This window comes from Cupriavidus sp. FW216-B1, assembly GCF_058789195.1.
Window position 1 is genome coordinate 1,489,086 of record NZ_JBYTEL010000001.1, and the last position, 16,582, is coordinate 1,505,667.

Sequence of the window (16,582 nt, forward strand, 5' to 3'; positions counted from 1 at the left end):
GGGTGCTGGAATCAGTTGGAAATCTTGACCGACACATCGCCGGCGCGCGCCTCGATGCCGGCCGCGGTCTGCTCGATGGCGGTGTCGCCCGCCGCTGCCGCCTGCCTGGTCACGCTGAAGCGCTGCAGCAGCGGCTGGTATTCGCTGGACGAGCGCAGCGGCGCGAGATAGGGGCTGGCGTCGATGCGCGCGCCGTCGCGCATGCCGTTGGCCAGCGCGGTCTCCAGCGCGGCGAGCGCGCCCAGCCGGCTGCCGACGGCCGCCTTGGCCTCGGCCGCCGCCATCCAGGCATCCGCGTTCTTGGGGTCCGCCGCCGTCAGCTGGTCCGCCAGCGCCGCGGCCTGGCCGAAGTTCTTGTCGGCGAGCGTGGCCTGCACCTGCGCCACCGTCGGCGCGGCGCCGCCGCCGTCGATCCCCGGGAAATTGCAGGCGGCAGCGAGCAGCGCCGCCGCCAGCATGGTGGGAGGCAGCAGCCTGTTGATTCGGTTCATGGTCGTCAGTCTCGTATCAAGGATCCGCTCTGCGCGCCGGTGCGCGGAGCACCGTCTGCCCGGATGGGCCGGCGGCGGTTTTTCAACCGGCGCCTTCTCTTGCAGGGCGCCTTGCAAGTCCCCGTTATCGGCCTGACGCCGCGGTTCTTTAATGTCGAAGCGATATCGGGAAGAAAACCCGCAGGCGGCACGAATCAGGCCGCTGCACAATGCGTCTGACGAGGGGTATGGCGGGCAATGCGGGGGGCGGTCGATCCTGACCGGCACCACGCGCGGGAGGCACGCCGGTGCCGGTGCTATGATCGGGCGCTCCCTTCCCCGCACGCGAGCCGATGACGCCAGACTCCGGGCAAGACCAGCCCACGCCACCCGACGCCACGCCCGATACCACGCCCGGTGCCACGCCACGGTCCCGGACCGCCAGGCTCGCCAAGCCCGACATCCGCCGCCTGGGCGCCCGCTTCGTCGCCATCTCGTGGCGCGACCTGGCGGTCTCGTTCGGGCCCGCCGTGGTGTTCTGCATCGCCGCCGCGTGGCTGGCGGTGTGGCTGATCCAGCCGGCGCCGCCGAACACCATGACCATCAGCGCCGGCCCGAAGGACAGCTCGTTCTGGAACGCGGCCGAGCAGTACCGCGCGATCCTCGCGCGCAACGGCATCCGCCTCGACGTGCTGGCCTCCGAGGGCTCGCAGCAGAACGTGAAGCGGCTGGCCGACCGCGGGCAGTCCGTCGACGTGGCGCTGGTCCAGGGCGGCGTCTCCGGCGACGTGGACAAGGACGGGCTGGTCTCGCTCGGCAGCATGTTCTACGCGCCGATCAGCGTGCTGTACCGCGGCCGGGAGAGGCACAAGCTGTCCGACTTCCGCACGGCGCGCATCGCCATCGGCCGCGAGGGCAGCGGCGCCCGCGCGCTGGCGCTGACCCTGCTCAAGGCCAACGGCATCGAGCCCGGCGGCAGCGCCACGCTGATCTCCTATGACGGCGACGAGGCGGCGCAGGCCCTGCTCGACGGCAGGATCGACGTGGCCATGCTCACCGGCGACTCCGCCACCGGGCCGACCATGCGCAAGCTGTTCCGCGAGCCCGGCGTGCGCCTGCTGGATTTCGCCCAGGCCGACGCCTACACGCGGCGCTTTCTCTACCTGCAGCAACTGGTGCTGCCCGCCGGCGTGCTGGACCTGGGCAAGAACCTGCCGCCGCGCCCGATCCACCTGATCAGCCCCACGGTGGAGCTGGTGGCGCGCGACACGCTGCACCCGGCCCTGTCCGACCTGCTGATCGAGGCCGCGCGCGAGGTCCACGGCAAGGCCGGGCTGCTGCAGGGCGCGGGGCAGTTCCCCTCGGCCACCGTGCACGAGTTCCCGCTCAGCGACGACGCCACGCGCTACTACGCCTCCGGCAAGGGCTTCCTCTACCGCCACCTGCCGTTCTGGCTGGCCAGCCTGGCCGACCGCGCGCTGCTGGTGGTGCTGCCGATCATCGTGCTGCTGATCCCGGCGTTCAAGGTGGTGCCGTCGCTCTACACCTGGCGCGTCAAGTCGCGCATCTACCGCTGGTACGGCGCCCTGATCGAGATCGAGCGCGTGGCGATGGTCGATCCCACCGAGGAAGAAAAAACCTCGCTGATCGCGCGCCTGGATCACATCGAGGCGGCCGTCAACCGGCTCAAGATGCCGCTGGCCTACGCCGACCAGTTCTACGTGCTGCGCGAGCACATCGCCTTTGTCCGCCGGCGCCTGACCGGAACCTAGTCCACCGCGCCGGTCGGCGGGCACCCCCGCCCGGCCGGCGCAATGGATTGCCCGGCCCGGATGCTATGATGGCCGACGCCCACCGCAGAGCGGGCGCGGGGTCGGACAAAGCGAGTCATGAGCAAGAGAATCTGGGTATCGAAGCGGGCGGCAGCCAGGGCCGCCGCCGCGAGGGGCGCCGGGGACGGCGCGCCTGCCGGCGGGCTGCTGGCGCTGTCGGCTACCGGCATCCTGGTGATCTGCATCGCGCTCGTGGTCCTGCACTATGGCTTCGGCTGGTTCGCCACCGCCTGCGAGCCGGCCGACGCCGCCTGCCCGGCGGCCAGCACGGCGACCATCAAGGAGCGCGTGGAGGCCCTCTACCGGACCGCCAACGATCCCCGCGCCAGGCCGCGCGAGCGCGCGGACGCCGCCGCGGCGCTGCAGCGCCTGCGCGCCGCGGGCCACGTCCCGATGGCCGAGCGCGCCGCCTACGCGCACGAAAAACAGGAAGAGCAGGAAGAGGCCGAGCGCCGGCAGCAAAGGGAGCAGCAAAAGGCATTCGAGGAAGAAGCCAGCCACCTGGCCGCGATCCGCGACCGGCTGATGCAGTATCCGTACCTCAGCGAATCCGACCGCCGCTTCCTCGAAGCGTCCGACGCGCTCGACCGCCAGGACCCCAGCCGCGTGCAGCGCCGCGAAAAGCTGGACCTGGCCCGGCAGCGCGGCGGCATCGGCAACGCGCGAGAGAGCCTGCGCCTCTACCAGCAACGGCAGGCCGACGACGCGCCGCGCCGCCAGCGCTATGCCGCCGGCGCGCCGCGCCCGCAAGACCCGCTGGAGCCGGACTTGCCGCCGTCCACATCCGCCACGCCGTCGACGCCGCCCGCGCCGGCCGCCGCGCAGGCGCCGGTGCCCGCGCCGGGAGCGGACCGGAGCATGTACCTGGGCGGATAGCCCGGCGCGCCATAAAGCAGCGCTTCAAGCCCTATCCAGCCGCAGCGCCCTTATCGCGCCCGGCGCGGCGGGCTACCCTTGGCGGCAATACGGGCGGACCGGCCACGGGCCGCGGAGCGCCGCCCTCCCCATCACACTGCCGCGCGAGGATTCCCGAATGAGCTACACCATCAAGATCAATGGGTCGCCCCATACCGTCGATGCCGAAGCCGACACCCCGGTGCTGTGGGTGCTGCGCGACCTCGTCGGCATGGCCGGCACCAAGTTCGGCTGCGGCATGGGCCTGTGCGGGGCCTGCACCATCCACGTCGACGGCGCGCCGGCGCGCGCGTGCCTGACGCCGCTGGAAAGCATCGGCACGCGCGAGATCACCACCATCGAGGCGGTGGGCGAGAGCGACGCCGGCAAGCGCGTCCAGGCGGCGTGGCTGGCGCAGCAGGTGGTGCAGTGCGGCTATTGCCAGTCGGGGCAGATCATGTCCGCCACGGCGCTGCTGCAGAGCAACCCGAACCCGAGCGACGAGGAAATCGACTCGGCGATGTCCGGCAACATCTGCCGCTGCGGCACGTACGCGCGCATCCGCACGGCGATCCGCGAAGCCGCCGCCGCCGGCGGCAATGCGCCGAAGGCGGCCTGAGGCCTGAGACTTGAACCGCGGGGGGCCGGCACGGCCCCCCGCATGCGCTAGGCCAGCCTGGCCGGGTCCACCGGCAGGCTGCGCAGGCGCCGCCCGGTCGCGGCGAAGATCGCGTTCATCAGCGACGGCGCGATCATCACGGTGGACACCTCGCCCACGCCGCCGGGCTCCTCGGTGCTGTCCACGAGGTGCGTCTCCAGCACCGGCGTCTCGTTGATGCGCAGGATGCGGTAGCTGTCGAAGTTGCCCTGCTCCACACGCCCGTCCTTGATCGAAATCCGGCCGAACAGCGCCGCCGTCAGGCCGAACACCGCGCCGCCCTGCATCTGCGCGATCACGGTATCGGGCGAGATCGCGCGGCCGCAGTCCATCACGGTCACGATGCGCTTGACCTGCACCTGCCCGCTGGCGTCCACTGCCACCTCCGTGACCTGGGCCGCGTAGGAGCCGAAGCAGAACGTCACCGCCACGCCCAGCCCGCTGCGCGCCGGCATGCGCCTGCCCCAGCCCGCCTTCTCGGCCGCCATCTGCAGCACGTGGCGCGCGCGCGGATGCTTGTCGAGCAGCGCGAGGCGGTAGGCCACCGGGTCCTGGCCCGCCGTGTGCGCCAGCTCGTCGAGGAAGCTCTCCACCACGAAGGCGTTCTGCGTATGGCCGACACCGCGCCAGAATCCGGTGGTGATGCCCGCGGCCGGCTCGCGCCGCACGTACTGGACCAGGATGTTGGGGAAATCGTAGGGGCCCGCCGCGTCGCGGATCGCGTCGCCGTCGACGTTGTTGGTGAAGCGCGCCGGCAGCCAGCGCGCCAGCACCGACGAGGCGGTGACGCGGTGCTGCCACGCCACCGGCCGCCCGTCGCGGTCGAGCGCGGCGCTGATGCGGTTGTAGTGATAGGGGCGGAAGGTGCTGTGGCGCGTGTCTTCCTCGCGCGACCACACCACCTTGACGGGGCTCTTGACCTGCCGCGCCACGCGCACCGCCTGCGTCACGTAGTCCACGTCCAGCCGCCGCCCGAAGCCGCCGCCGAGGAACTGGTTGTGCACCAGCACCTTCTCCGCGGGCAGGCCCGTGACCTGCGCGGCGGCTTCCTGCGCGCGGCCGGGCACCTGCGTGCCGAGCCACAGCTCGCAGCCGTCGTCGCGCACGTGCACGGTGCAGTTGACCGGCTCCATGCAGGCGTGGGCGAGGAAGGGCTGCTCGTAGACCGCGCGCACCACCCGCGCGGCACCGGCGAGGGCCGCCGGCGCGTCGCCCACCTTGCGGGCGACCGCGCCTTCGCTTTCGGAGGCGCGGGCCAGGTCGGCCACCATTTCCTGCGTGGAATAGGCGGCATTGGCGCCGCCGTCCCAGCGCGGCGCGAGCGCGGCCAGGCCCTTGCGCGCCGCGCCGGTGTGGTCGGCCACCACGGCGACGGCATCGTCCAGGCGCACTACCTGCCGCACGCCGGGCACCGCCAGCGCGGGCGCGTCGTCCACGGCGGACAGCTTGCCGCCCAGCACCGGGCACGGCAGGATCGCCGCCACCTTCATGCCCGGCAGCCGCGTGTCGATGCCGTACACGGCGCGGCCCGTCACCTTGTCCGGCGAGTCCAGCCGGCGCTGCGCGGTGCCGATCAGCTTGAACGCGCCGGCCGGCTTGAGCGGCACCTCCTGCGGCACCGGCTCGCGCGCGGCGCGCGTGGCCAGCTCGCCGTAGCCGAGCCGGCGGCCGGACGCCGCGTGCGTCACCGCGCCGCCGCCGGCCTCGCAGGTGGCCGGATCGACCTGCCAGGCGCGCGCCGCGGCCGCCACCAGCATGATGCGCGCGGCGGCGCCGGCGCGCCGCATCGGCTCCCACGCGCTGCGGATCGAGGTGGAGCCGCCCGTCACCTGGAAGCCCAGCGCCGGGTTGTCGTAGTGCTTGTCGGCGGGCGCGTGCTCCAGCACCACGCTGTCCAGCGCGGTGCCGAGCTCCTCGGCCAGCAGCACCGGCAAGGCGGTGTAGGTGCCCTGCCCCATTTCCACGCGCGGCACGACGAAAGTCACCTTGCCGTCAGTGCCGATGCGGATGAACGCATTGGGCTCGAACGGCGGCCCGGCCTCGGGCGCGCCGGCGCCGTCCGCCAGTTCCCGCTGCGCCAGCGGCCACAGGCTGAAGGCCAGCACCAGGGCGCCGCCGGCCGCCACGCCCGCCTTGAGGAAGGTGCGCCGCGACACGGCCGCCGCGCCGGCCTGCTCTCGTTCCAGTACTTCGGGTTCCTTGTCCATTGCCATCGCACACCCCTTCGATCGTGTCAGTTCGCGTTGGCGGTCAGTCTACGGTCCGGCCCGCCGCCGCGGAACGGCGCGCGCCCGCAAGGCCTTTGAAGGGGATTTGCATAGTCGTGCCGCTGCCGTCATGCGTCCGCGCGGCGCGGACGGCTTCATTCCTGCCGGCGCCTTGCCCTCTCCCCCGGCCCCGCTCCCATTGCATGGGAGCGGGGAGACAACGGCCGGCGCGGTTCCATGCCTCGCCGGCCGCCCGATACCGGCGCGCGCCGGCAATGGCGCTAGAATCGCGTCGTCGGCCAGTACGGCACCTGGCACCGCGAGGTGCCGCCCACTTCAAGGAAACCGAGCCGGATGCCTCAAGACCAACTGGATGGCCTTGCCACCTTCGTCTGCGTTGCGGAGTTCAGCAGCTTCTCCGCGGCGGCGGTGCGGCTCGGCGTGTCGCCGTCCGCCGTGAGCCAGTCGGTGCGGATGCTGGAAAAGCGCGTGGGCTTCGCGCTGTTCAACCGCACCACGCGCAGCGTGAGCCTGACCGAGGCCGGCGCGCAGTACCTGGCGCGCATCGGCCCGGCCGTGCGCGAGCTGATCGACGCCACCGAGGAACTCGGCGACCAGGGCCGCGAGCCCGGCGGGCTGCTGCGCCTGAACGTGCCGCGCTCGGCCTACATGATCGTGCTGCAGCCCATTCTCGAGCGCTTCCTGGCGGCCTATCCGCAGATCGACATGGAGATCTGCATCGAGAACAGCCTGGTCGACATCGTGGGGCGCGGCTTCGACGCGGGCATCCGCTTCGGCAACCTGGTGGAGCGCGACATGGTGGCGGTGCCCGTGGGGCCGAAGATGTCCGCGCACGTGGTGGCCTCGCCGGAGTACCTGCGCCGGCGCGGCACGCCAGCGCAGCCGGACGACCTCACCGTGCACTGCTGCATCGGCTTTCGCCACGTGAGCAGCGGCCAGGTGGAGCGCTGGGACTTCCGCAAGGGCGATGCCGCGGTGCAGCTGGTGGTCAAGGGGCGGCTGGTCGTCAACGACTCGGCCGCGCTGGTGCAGGCGGCGCTCGACGGGCTCGGCATCGCCTACATGATCAACGGCTACATCGATCCGCTGCTCGCGGACGGCCGCCTGGTGCGCGTGCTGGCCGACTGGAGCCCGGTCCTGCCGGGACTGACGCTCTATTACCCGGACCGCCGCCGGGTGCCGAACAAGCTGCGCGCGTTCATCGATTTCCTGGCCGCGCAGAAGCTCGGCGGCCAGCAGCCGCCCACGCCGCGCATCGACGGCACCCTGGCGCTGCACGAGCGCTAGCGACAGCCAGGCGGCGGCGATCCTGCAGTTTTCCTTAAAACCGCCGGAAGGCGTGCTTCAAAGAATAGGCTTGCGCGCCGCGCGGCGCGGCACCGACCATGACGGAACACCGTCACCGCCGTCACCATGCGCAGCAGCCTGCCTCCGCTCAATCCGCTCCGTGCCTTCGAGGCAGCCGCCCGCCTGCGCAGCTTCACGCTGGCCGCGCGCGAAATGCGCGTGAGCCAGGTCGCGGTGAGCAAGCAGGTGCGCGCGCTGGAGGAATATTTCGGCATGACGCTGTTCGAGCGCGGGCACCGCAGCATCCGGCTCACGCAGGACGGCGCGCGCCTGCTGCCGCCGCTCACGCGCGCGCTGGACGACATCGCCGCGGCCACCAGCGGGCTGAAGCATCGCGGCCGGCGCGACATGCTGTCGATCCAGGCCTACACCACCTTCGCGCAGCGCTGGCTGATCCCGCGCCTGGCGCTGTTCTCGCGCGCGCATCCGGAGATCGAGGTGCGCCTCACGGCGTCGCTGCTGCCGGCGAGCTTCGAGCTGGGCGGCGTGGATGCGGCCATCCGCTCGGGCAGCGGCCACTGGCCCGGCCTGATGGCGGACCCGCTCGCGCCGCTGGAGCTGGTGCCGGTGTGCCGGCCGGGCCTGCTGGCCGGCGCGGCAACGCCGGCCGAAGCGCTGCGCGGCGTGACGCTGCTGCACTCCTTGTCGCGGCCCGACGACTGGAGCACGTGGCTGCGCTCGGCGGGCGCGGCGGCGGCCGGCATCAGCGCCCGCAACGGCATGAAGTTCGAGAATTCCGCGATGGCCTACGAGGCGGCCTTGCAGGGCGCGGGCATCGCCATCGGCATCCGCGTGCTGGTGGAATCCTATCTCGCCTCCGGGGAACTGGTGGCGCCGTTCGGCCACGTCCACCGGCTGCAGGACGGCTACTACCTGCTGTACCCGGCGGGCGCGGCGCAATCGCAGGCGTTCCAGGCGTTCCGCGAATGGCTGCTGCGCGCGACCGCCGCCGCGCAGCAGGCCGACGGCGCCCCGCCATGCGCGCCGCTCAGTCCAGGTCGGTCGCCCCGGCCAGCTTTGCCGTCCGGCCCCAGCGCTCGCTCTCCTGCCGGATGAACGCGGCGAACTCGGCCGGCGTCTTGGCCAGCGGCGTGGCGCCCAGCGCGGCCAGCGCGGGCTTCAGGTCCGGCCCCTGCATGACGCCGCGCATGGCCTCGGCCAGCTTGTCCACGCTGGCCCTGGGCGTGCCCTGCGGCGCCACCAGCCCGAACCAGATCGAGACGTCGTAGCCGGGCACGCCGGCCGCGGCGACCGACGGCACGCCCGGGAACGCCGGCGAGCCCGCCGCGCTGGTCACGGCCAGCGCCCGCACCTTGCCGGCCTGCACGTTGGGCGCGTGCGTGGAAGCGGTGTCGAACATCATGTCCACGCGCCCGGCCAGGAAGTCCACCAGCGCCGGCGCGGAGCCGCGGTATGGCACGTGCAGCAGTTGCGTGCCGGTCATCGAGGCGAACAGCGCGCCCGACAGATGGCTGGAACTGCCGATCCCGGCCGAGCCGTAGGTCAGCTTGCCGGGGCTGGCCTTGGCCTGCGCGATCAGCTCGGCCACCGTGCGCGCCTTCACCTGCGGGCTGACCACCAGCACGTTGGAGGCGCTCGCCAGCGTGCCCACCGGGGCGAAGTCCTTCTGCGGGTCGTACTTGAGCTTGCGGTAGATGTGCGGGTTGATCGCCATCGTGCCGGTGGTGGCGAAGAACAGCGTGTAGCCGTCGCGCGGCGCGGCCAGCGCATACTCCGCCGCCACCGAGCCGCCGGCGCCGCCGCGGTTGTCCACGATCACCGGCTGGCCGAGCTGCCGGCCCAGGCGCTCGGCCAGCAGCCGCGCCATCGCGTCGGTGGCGCCGCCGGCGGGGAACGGCACCACCAGGCTCAGCGGCTTGTCGGGGTAGGCGGCGTGCGCGGATGCGGCGCCAAAGGTGGTGCAAAGGGCGAGCGCGCTCGCCAGCAAGGTCTTGTGCATTGCCAGTCTCCAGTCTTTTGCTTGTGTGTTTTGCTGCGGCCCCGCCGGCGCCGCGGCGGGGTCCGCGCGGCAGGTCAGCCTGCCGTGTCGATCTGCTTGTCGATCTGCTTGTAGAGCACCGGGTAGTAGCGGTCGGCGTCGCCCGCGCCGCAACTGCGCGCGAGGACGTCCGCCGTATGCCGGCCCACGGTGGCCGCCACGCCGGCCGCCTCGGCCAGCTCCAGCGCCAGCGAGACGTCCTTGAGCGCATAGCGCGCCGGGAAGCGCCCGCCCGGGAAATCGCCGGGCAGCAGCGCCTGGCGCCCCTGCACGCGCACCGCGCGGCAGTCGGCGGAGCCGAGCTCGATGGCGTGGAACAGCACGTCGCCGTCCACGCCGTGGCGCCGGGCGATCGCCAGCACTTCCGCCAGCGCGTGCACGGTCTCGAACAGGAAGGTGTTGTGCAGGATCTTCACCACCTGCCCGGCGCCCGCCGGGCCGCAGTGCGTGATGTCCGTGCCCATGCAGCGCAGGTAGGGCATCAGCGTGTCCAGCGTGCCGGCGCTGCCGCCCGCCATGATGCTGAGCGTGCCGGCGATGGCCGCCTCCGGCATGCGCGCCACCGGCGCATCGGCGAACGCATGGCCGCCGGCGGCGGCCAGCGCGGCGAGCGACTGCGTGACGTGGACCGAGGTGGTGCCGGTGTCGGCCAGCGTGCCGCGCCGGCCCGCCGCCGTCCAGGTGCGCAGGACCTCGGCGCCGACCGACTCGGTGGCGCGGCCGTCGGCCAGGCACAGGAACACGATGTCGGCGGCCCGCGCCAGCGCCGCCACCGACGGCGCCACCGCCGCGCCGGCCTCGCGCGGGCCGGCCGCGCGGGCCGGGTCGAGGTCGAAGCAAGTCACCGCGGCGCCCGCCTTGCGGGCCAGGTTGGCGCACATCGGCGCGCCCATCACGCCCAGGCCGATGAAGCCCAGGCAGCCCAGGCGCGGCGCGGCGCCGCTCATGCCAGCCCCCACATCACGGTCTTCGGCTCCTGGTAGGTGCGGATGCCGTAGAAGCCCTTCTCGCGCCCGCTGCCACTTTCCTTGAAGCCGCCGAACGGCACCGAGACCGACAGTTCCTTGTAGGTGTTGATCCACACCGTGCCCGCTTCCAGCGCGCGCGCCACGCGCCACGCGCGCGGCATGCTCGCGGTCCAGATGCCGGCGGCCAGCCCGAACGCGGTGCCGTTGGCCTGGCGCAGCAGGTCGGCCTCGTCGTCGAACGGCAGCACGCACAGCACCGGGCCGAACACTTCCTGCTGGCACAGCCGCGCGTCGTTGGCCAGGCCGGCGACGATGGTCGGCAGGAAGAACGCGCCGCCGGCCAGCGCCGGGTCCGCCGGCCGCGTGCCGCCGGCCAGGATGTGGCCGCCGTCCTGCGTGGCCATCGCCACCATCGACTCGACCTTGTCGCGATGGATGAACGACGACAGCGGCGAGACCTGCGTGGCCGGGTCGTCGGGCAGGCCCACCTTCAGCTCGCGCGTGCGCGCCACCAGCCGCGCCACGAACGCATCGTGGATGCCGCGCTCCACGAACAGGCGCGTGCCGGCGATGCACGATTGCCCGGTGGACGAGAACACGCCGTACAGCACGCCGTCGAGCGCCTTGTCGAGGTCGGCGTCGGCAAACACGATGTGGGGCGACTTGCCGCCCAGCTCCAGCGCCACCGCGGCCATGCGCTGCGCGGCGGCGCGCGCGATGGCCTTGCCGGTGGCGGTGCCGCCGGTAAACGAGATCAGCCGCACGTCCGGATGCGCGACCAGCGCGCCGCCGGTCTCCTGGCCGAGCCCCGTCACCACGTTGAGGATGCCCGGCGGCAAGCCCGCCTGCAGCGCCAGCGCGGCCACGCGCAGCGCCGGGCCCGGCGTGAACTCGGACGGCTTGAGCACCACCGCGTTGCCGGCCGCCAGCGCCGCCGCCACCTTCTGCGACTCCAGCGTCAGCGGCGAATTCCACGGCGTGATGGCGGCCACCACGCCGAACGGCTCGTACACCACCAGCGACAGGTGGTTGCCGCGCGCGGGCGCCACCTCGGACGGCATCACCTCGCAGATGCCGGCGAAGTAGCGGTAGGCGTTGGCGCCGGCCAGGGCCTGGTCGCGGCATTCCTGCAGGCGCTTGCCGTTTTCCTGCATCTGGCGCTGCGCCAGCCACTCGGCGTCGGCCTCGATCAGGTCGGCCAGCCGGCGCAGGATGGCCGCGCGCTTGTGCGGCAGCATGTCGCGCCACGCGGGGTCCGCCTGCGCGGCCTTCGCGGCGGCCACGGCGCGCTCCACGTCGGCGGCGCTGGCCGCGCCGATCAGGCCGTTGAGCGCGCCGGTGGCGGGATTGCGGGATGCGAACGGCGTGCCTTCGCCGCGGGTCCATTCGGCGCCGATCAGGAACGGCTGGACGTCTTGGTCTTGCATGGAGTCTCCTTTATTTGGCGGTGCGTGCCGCACCTTTGCGTGAAGCCGACTCTCTCATGCCGGCAGGCGCGGCACAAATGAGAAAAACTGCGCCGTTGCCCAACCTGTGGTTAGGCAACGGCGCGCGTGGCCTGCGCTCGACCCACATCTGGACCATGTCTGGGCCACCCCGCCGGCATGTCGCATTCCGGTTCAGGCGCTGTCGCTTCCTGGTTTGGCCGCGCGCGCGCCGGCCCATAGAGTGGACGCATTCATTCAACGGGGAACGTCATGGCCTCACACATGCAGCTACGCTTGCGGGCTTCGGCCTGCCTCTTCGCCGTCCTGGCCTGCGGGACGGCTTTCGCCGAGAGCTGGCCGGCGCGGCCCATCACGCTGGTGGTGCCGTTTCCGGCCGGCGGCGGCACCGACCTGGTGGTGCGCTCCGTGCAGCAGAAGCTGCAGGGCGAGCTCGGCCAGCCGGTGGTCATCGACAACCGCAGCGGGGCCGGCGGCACCATCGGCTCCACCTTCGTCGCGCGCGCCGCGCCGGACGGCTACGTCATCGGCGTCGCCACCACCAGCACGCACGCGGTGAGCGTGAGCGTCTATCCCAGGCTGCCATACCGGCCCGCCACGGATTTCGCCTATGCGGGTTTCATCGGCACCTCGCCCTACGTGCTGGCCGTCAACAGCGCGGTGCAGGCCACCAGCGCCCGCGACCTGATCGACAAGCTGCGCAGCGGCAAGGCCCAGCACAGCTTCGGCTCGGTCGGCGTGGGCACGGTCTCGCACCTGATCGGCGAGCAATTCCGCAAGCTCGCCAACGTGCCCATGACGCATGTGCCCTACCGCGGCGCGGCGCCCGCCTATACCGACCTGATGGGCGGGCAGATCGAGATCATGTTCGACAATCCGGTCGGGCTGGCGCCGTACATCAAGGCGCACAAGCTCACGGCGGTGGCCACCACCGCGCCGACGCCGCTGCTCGCCGGCGTGCCCACCTTCGCCAGCCAGGGCATCGGCGATTTCTCGCAGGAGCTGTGGTACGGCCTGGCGTTTCCCAAGGGCACGCCGGCGGCGATCGTCGCGCGCATGAACGGCGCGCTCAACAAGGTGCTCAACGACAAGGACGTGGTCCGGGACCTGGCCGAGAAAGGCGTCACCGCCCGGCCCGGCACGCCGGCGGAAATGCAGGCCGCCGTGGCGCGCGACATCCCGTACTGGGGCGCCATCGCCAGGTCCGTGGGAGCGACGATTGAATAAGCCGGCCTCGATGCGGGTGCCCGGCCCGGGCGAAGTCGTGGTGATCGACGTGTTCGTCGGCACGCATGACGGCAATGGCAGCAGCGGCGGCAACCCGGTGCCGCTGGTGGCCGACGCGCGGGGCATGAGCGCCGCCGCCATGCAGCAGGTGGCGGCCGCGCACGGCCACGAGTCCGCCTTCGTGCTGCCGGCGAGCGACGCCGGCTGCGACCTGCGCCTGCGCTTCTTCGTGCCGCAGCACGAGATGGAGATGTGCGGCCACGCCACCGTGGGCACGCTGTGGGCGCTGCGCCAGTGGGGGCGGTGGAGCACGGACACGGCGCGCGTGGAAACGCTCAGCGGCATCGTGGACGCGCGCTGGGACGCCGCCGCGCGGCGCGTGTGGATCTCGCAGCCGGCCGTGCGGGCGCGCCCGCTCGCCGCGCCCGAGCGCCGCCGGGTTGCCGAGGTGCTGGGACTCGGGCCGGAGGGCGCAGGCTTTGCCATGACCAATGCCGCGACCAGCCGCGTCAAGACGCTGGTGGCGCTGCCGGATGCCGCCATGCTGCATGCGCTGCGCCCCGACTTCGCGGCGATGGAGGCGGCGTGCGCGGCCATCGGCTCCACCGGGCTCTATCCCTACGCGATCGCGCCCGGCGCCGCCGGCGGCCATGCCGTGGCGCACGCGCGCCAGTTCCCGAAGTCCTCCGGCTACCCGGAGGATGCCGCGACCGGCATCGCCGCCGCGGCGCTGTGGGGGCATCTGGCCGGGTCGGGCGCGCTGGCCGGCGCGCACGGCGAGCCCTCGGCCCTCGCGGTGCGCCAGGGAGAAAGCATGGGACGGCCGTCGGAAATCCTGGTCGCGCCGCGCTGGTCGGAAACGGGCGCGCCGCGGGGCTGCTGGCTCAGCGGCAAGGTGGCGTGGGCATGACCGCGCCGCCGGAGACACCAGTGACACCGTTGACGCCATTGACTCCATTGACGCCAATGACGCCCGAGCAGCGGCTGGCCGCCGCCGGCCACGCCCTGCCGCCCGCGCCGACGCCGCGCGGCGCCTATGCGCCGTTCTGCGTGGCGGATGAATGGATCGCCGTCAGCGGGCAGACCTGCCGGCGCGACGGCGCGCCCATCGCCGGCATCTGCCGCGCGGAGGCCGACGTGGCGCCGGCCCGGCAGGCCGCGCAGGTCGCCATGCTGAACGCGCTGGCCGCGCTCAAGGCGGCCTGCGGCGGCGAGTTGCGGGACGTGGCCCAGGTCACGCGCGTGCGCGGCTTCATCCGCTGCGGCCCGGACTTCACGCGCCACACCGCCGTGCTGGACGCCGCATCGGAGCTGCTGGCGCTGGCCTTTCCGGGCCATGCGCTGCCCGCGCGCACGGCCGTGGGCGCGGCGAGCCTGCCCGACCGGACCTGGATCGAGATCGAACTGGATGCGCGGCTCGCGCCCGCCGGCGCTCAGCCGCCGCCCGACGCGCGCAACAGCCGGGTCAGATGACCGCTGCTGGCAAAGCCGAGCTGCTCGCTCACGCGCGCCAGCGGGCGGCCCTCCGCCAGCAGCGCGCGCGCATGCGCGGCCAGCACGCGCCGCCGGATGGCGACCGGGCTGGCGCCGAACTCGGCCTGGCACGCGCGCTGGAGCTGCCGCACCGACACGCCCAGCGCCGCCGCGGCCGCGTCGATCGACGGCAGCGCGCCGTCGCGCTCCAGCGCCGCGGTGAAGCACCTCGCCATGCGCAGCGCCAGCGAGGCCGGCGCCACCGGCGCCGCCAGCGGCCGGCTCGACATCAGTTGCGCCACGATGGCGCGCACCAGCCAGGCCGAACTGGCCGGCGCGAGCACGGGAGACAGCAGCGCCTCCAGCATGGCGACGGTCGCCCCATCGAGGTGGACCGCGCCGAACACGCTGAACGCGCGCAGGTGCTCGGGCGCGAGGTAGAGCTCGCCATGCTGCTGCCGGCCGGCCTCGGCCACCGTCAGGTGCGTGGTGTGCGCGGGCAGCAGCACCGCGTCGCCGCGCACCAGCCGGGCGGTGACGGCAAGCGTGTCGCCGCCGCCGTGCACGCCGGTACGGCCCGCATGCGGTTCCCACACGCTCTTGAGGCGCCCCATGCGCGGCCACAGCAGCATGCCGCAGTCGTGCGTGTGCCACTCGCGCCGGAAATCCGCCTGGCGGCTGTCGTGCAGCGCGAAGCCGTGCGTGGCGGTCAGGTGAAGCTTGGGGGAAAGATGCGCGGGAGCGGGCATGGCGTGCGGGGCTCGGACGGGAAAACGGCCTGGATGGATCATACCCCGAGGCCGGCCCGGCGGACTTGCCGCGCCGGTGCCGGCGCAAACCCGGCATGCCGGGGAATCCGCTTCCCGCCACCGATGCCGGCGGCCACGCGCGTGAGCAAGAAAAAGCGCCGCTGCCCACGGGCAACGGCGCATGGCGGCCATGCGGTAATCAGCCGCGCGCGTCGTCGTGGTCGGTGGACATGGCCACGTCTTCCCAGCGCGCCAGCTCGTCCTCGACGAAGCGGTTGGTCTCGCGGATCTTGCTCACGGTGTCGGAGCCCAGCGGCAGCCGCAGCGGCGGCTCGGCGCTGTCGGCCAGTCGCAGGATCGCTGCCGACAGCTTGCGCGGGTCGCCCGGCTGCTTGTGGTTGGCGGCGGCCATCATCGTGCGCATGGCGCCCACCGTGTCGGCATAGGCGTCGATCTGGCGCGCCGTCGACACCATCGAGGTCGACTCCAGGAAGTCGGTGCGGAAGAAGCCCGGCTCGACCACGGTCGCGTGGATGCCCAGCGGGGCCAGCTCCTGGCGCAGCGCCTCGGTGATGCCTTCCAGCGCGAACTTGGTGGCGCCGTACACGCCCCAGCCGGCATACGAGGCATAACCGCCGATCGACGAGATATTGATGACGTGGCCGCTGCCCTGCGCGCGCATGGCGGGCAGCACCGCGCGCGTGACGCTCAGCAGGCCGAACACGTTGGTGTCGAACTGGCGGCGCGTTTCCACGTCGCTGGCTTCCTCGACCGCGCCGAGCAGGCCATAACCGGCGTTGTTGACCAGCACGTCGATGCGGCCGAAGCGCGCCACGGCCTCCTGCGCGACGGCAATCGCGTCGGCCTCGCTGGTGACGTCGAGCCGTGCCGCCAGCAGGTCGGGATGCTCGCCGAGCACCGCGATGACGGCTTCGGGATTGCGCGCGGTGGCGACCACGCGGTCGCCACGGTCCAGCGCGTCCCGCGCGATCAGCGCGCCGAAGCCGCGCGAGGCGCCGGTGATGAACCAGACCTTGGCGGGCTGGCGGGTGGACTGGGTGTGCGTATGCGTGTGCGTGCGGGACTGCGACATGATCGATCTCCTTCGGGTTGGGTTCCGGTTGCGGCTGTCTTCGTGACGTACCGCGGCTTTGGAGTCTTCATGGTAGGAGCCAGTCCATTGGCAAACTAGATAGCGCTTGTTTGTCTTTTTAACAACTTCCTGTTGTGAATTGCGCGCGCGGCCCGACAGCCGGAAAAACAGGAAAGGCGGCGTGCGGAGCCGGCCCGCT

15 protein-coding genes are annotated in these 16,582 nt (G+C 72.6%); 8 read left to right on the forward strand and 7 right to left on the reverse strand.

Annotated features, from left to right (window positions below; translation table 11 throughout):
* Positions 1–11 precede the first annotated feature (11 nt).
* The gene (locus tag AC3WXD_RS06485) at positions 12–491 is read right to left on the reverse strand and encodes a hypothetical protein (protein WP_020423803.1); all 480 of its coding nucleotides are present in this window, start codon (positions 489–491) and stop codon (positions 12–14) included.
* A 332-nt stretch (positions 492–823) separates the two neighbouring features.
* Between AC3WXD_RS06485 and AC3WXD_RS06490 the strand changes: the two genes are divergently transcribed.
* From AC3WXD_RS06490 to AC3WXD_RS06500, 3 genes are all read left to right on the forward strand, one after another.
* Complete coding sequence (locus tag AC3WXD_RS06490) at positions 824–2,242, forward strand: TAXI family TRAP transporter solute-binding subunit (protein WP_020203396.1); 1,419 nt, start codon at positions 824–826, stop codon at positions 2,240–2,242.
* A 117-nt stretch (positions 2,243–2,359) separates the two neighbouring features.
* Positions 2,360–3,178: a hypothetical protein gene (locus AC3WXD_RS06495; RefSeq protein WP_492323305.1), complete on the forward strand. Its 819-nt coding sequence runs from the start codon at positions 2,360–2,362 to the stop codon at positions 3,176–3,178.
* Between the two features lie 157 nt (positions 3,179–3,335).
* Positions 3,336–3,815, forward strand: a complete 480-nt coding sequence (locus tag AC3WXD_RS06500; protein WP_492323306.1) for a (2Fe-2S)-binding protein — start codon at positions 3,336–3,338, stop codon at positions 3,813–3,815.
* 47 nt (positions 3,816–3,862) lie between these two features.
* Here the strand turns inward: AC3WXD_RS06500 and AC3WXD_RS06505 are convergent, their stop codons facing one another.
* Positions 3,863–6,061 carry a xanthine dehydrogenase family protein molybdopterin-binding subunit gene (locus tag AC3WXD_RS06505; protein WP_454733592.1) on the reverse strand — a complete coding sequence of 733 codons (2,199 nt, stop codon included), beginning with the start codon at positions 6,059–6,061 and terminating at the stop codon, positions 3,863–3,865.
* Positions 6,062–6,415: 354 nt separating this feature from the next.
* Here AC3WXD_RS06505 and AC3WXD_RS06510 point away from each other — a divergent pair, with 354 nt between their 5' ends.
* Positions 6,416–7,369 (forward strand): LysR family transcriptional regulator, encoded by a 954-nt coding sequence (locus AC3WXD_RS06510; RefSeq protein WP_059412541.1) that lies wholly within the window; start codon positions 6,416–6,418, stop codon positions 7,367–7,369.
* Between the two features lie 126 nt (positions 7,370–7,495).
* A complete protein-coding gene (gcvA, locus tag AC3WXD_RS06515; RefSeq protein WP_020203401.1) occupies positions 7,496–8,485 on the forward strand; it encodes a transcriptional regulator GcvA in 990 nt (329 codons plus the stop codon).
* On the opposite strand, the gene AC3WXD_RS06520 is transcribed toward gcvA, so the two are convergent.
* The 3 genes from AC3WXD_RS06520 to AC3WXD_RS06530 all read right to left on the reverse strand — a co-directional run bounded on the left by AC3WXD_RS06520 (position 8,418) and on the right by AC3WXD_RS06530 (position 11,823).
* Positions 8,418–9,389 (reverse strand): Bug family tripartite tricarboxylate transporter substrate binding protein, encoded by a 972-nt coding sequence (locus tag AC3WXD_RS06520; RefSeq protein WP_454733595.1) that lies wholly within the window; start codon positions 9,387–9,389, stop codon positions 8,418–8,420. The genes gcvA and AC3WXD_RS06520 overlap by 68 nt on opposite strands.
* 74 nt (positions 9,390–9,463) lie before the next feature.
* Positions 9,464–10,375: an NAD(P)-dependent oxidoreductase gene (locus AC3WXD_RS06525; protein WP_492323307.1), complete on the reverse strand. Its 912-nt coding sequence runs from the start codon at positions 10,373–10,375 to the stop codon at positions 9,464–9,466.
* Positions 10,372–11,823, reverse strand: coding sequence for an aldehyde dehydrogenase family protein (locus AC3WXD_RS06530; RefSeq protein WP_492323308.1), 1,452 nt, complete (start codon positions 11,821–11,823; stop codon positions 10,372–10,374). Before AC3WXD_RS06530 ends, AC3WXD_RS06525 begins: the two co-directional genes overlap by 4 nt.
* Positions 11,824–12,105: 282 nt before the next feature.
* Between AC3WXD_RS06530 and AC3WXD_RS06535 the strand changes: the two genes are divergently transcribed.
* The 3 genes from AC3WXD_RS06535 to AC3WXD_RS06545 are packed head-to-tail and all read left to right on the forward strand — an operon-like array spanning position 12,106 to position 14,541.
* The gene (locus tag AC3WXD_RS06535; protein WP_454733598.1) at positions 12,106–13,068 is read left to right on the forward strand and encodes a Bug family tripartite tricarboxylate transporter substrate binding protein; all 963 of its coding nucleotides are present in this window, start codon (positions 12,106–12,108) and stop codon (positions 13,066–13,068) included.
* Positions 13,069–13,078: 10 nt separating this feature from the next.
* A complete protein-coding gene (locus AC3WXD_RS06540; RefSeq protein WP_492323364.1) occupies positions 13,079–13,978 on the forward strand; it encodes a PhzF family phenazine biosynthesis protein in 900 nt (299 codons plus the stop codon).
* A gap of 56 nt (positions 13,979–14,034) precedes the next feature.
* Complete coding sequence (locus AC3WXD_RS06545) at positions 14,035–14,541, forward strand: RidA family protein (protein WP_492323309.1); 507 nt, start codon at positions 14,035–14,037, stop codon at positions 14,539–14,541.
* On the opposite strand, the gene AC3WXD_RS06550 is transcribed toward AC3WXD_RS06545, so the two are convergent.
* Entirely contained in the window at positions 14,502–15,290 is a 789-nt protein-coding gene (locus tag AC3WXD_RS06550; RefSeq protein ID WP_492323310.1) for a helix-turn-helix transcriptional regulator, read from the reverse strand. The genes AC3WXD_RS06545 and AC3WXD_RS06550 overlap by 40 nt on opposite strands.
* A 199-nt stretch (positions 15,291–15,489) precedes the next feature.
* A complete protein-coding gene (locus AC3WXD_RS06555) occupies positions 15,490–16,383 on the reverse strand; it encodes an oxidoreductase (protein WP_492323311.1) in 894 nt (297 codons plus the stop codon).
* Positions 16,384–16,582 lie beyond the last annotated feature (199 nt).

Coding starts and splice junctions, on each gene's coding strand:
- AC3WXD_RS06485 (WP_020423803.1), bottom strand. CDS start 491: ATGAACCGAATCAACAGGCTGCTGCCTCCCACCATGCTGGCGGCGGCG.
- AC3WXD_RS06490 (WP_020203396.1), top strand. CDS start 824: ATGACGCCAGACTCCGGGCAAGACCAGCCCACGCCACCCGACGCCACG.
- AC3WXD_RS06495 (WP_492323305.1), top strand. CDS start 2,360: ATGAGCAAGAGAATCTGGGTATCGAAGCGGGCGGCAGCCAGGGCCGCC.
- AC3WXD_RS06500 (WP_492323306.1), top strand. CDS start 3,336: ATGAGCTACACCATCAAGATCAATGGGTCGCCCCATACCGTCGATGCC.
- AC3WXD_RS06505 (WP_454733592.1), bottom strand. CDS start 6,061: ATGGACAAGGAACCCGAAGTACTGGAACGAGAGCAGGCCGGCGCGGCG.
- AC3WXD_RS06510 (WP_059412541.1), top strand. CDS start 6,416: ATGCCTCAAGACCAACTGGATGGCCTTGCCACCTTCGTCTGCGTTGCG.
- gcvA (WP_020203401.1), top strand. CDS start 7,496: ATGCGCAGCAGCCTGCCTCCGCTCAATCCGCTCCGTGCCTTCGAGGCA.
- AC3WXD_RS06520 (WP_454733595.1), bottom strand. CDS start 9,389: ATGCACAAGACCTTGCTGGCGAGCGCGCTCGCCCTTTGCACCACCTTT.
- AC3WXD_RS06525 (WP_492323307.1), bottom strand. CDS start 10,375: ATGAGCGGCGCCGCGCCGCGCCTGGGCTGCCTGGGCTTCATCGGCCTG.
- AC3WXD_RS06530 (WP_492323308.1), bottom strand. CDS start 11,823: ATGCAAGACCAAGACGTCCAGCCGTTCCTGATCGGCGCCGAATGGACC.
- AC3WXD_RS06535 (WP_454733598.1), top strand. CDS start 12,106: ATGCAGCTACGCTTGCGGGCTTCGGCCTGCCTCTTCGCCGTCCTGGCC.
- AC3WXD_RS06540 (WP_492323364.1), top strand. CDS start 13,079: ATGCGGGTGCCCGGCCCGGGCGAAGTCGTGGTGATCGACGTGTTCGTC.
- AC3WXD_RS06545 (WP_492323309.1), top strand. CDS start 14,035: ATGACGCCCGAGCAGCGGCTGGCCGCCGCCGGCCACGCCCTGCCGCCC.
- AC3WXD_RS06550 (WP_492323310.1), bottom strand. CDS start 15,290: ATGCCCGCTCCCGCGCATCTTTCCCCCAAGCTTCACCTGACCGCCACG.
- AC3WXD_RS06555 (WP_492323311.1), bottom strand. CDS start 16,383: ATGTCGCAGTCCCGCACGCACACGCATACGCACACCCAGTCCACCCGC.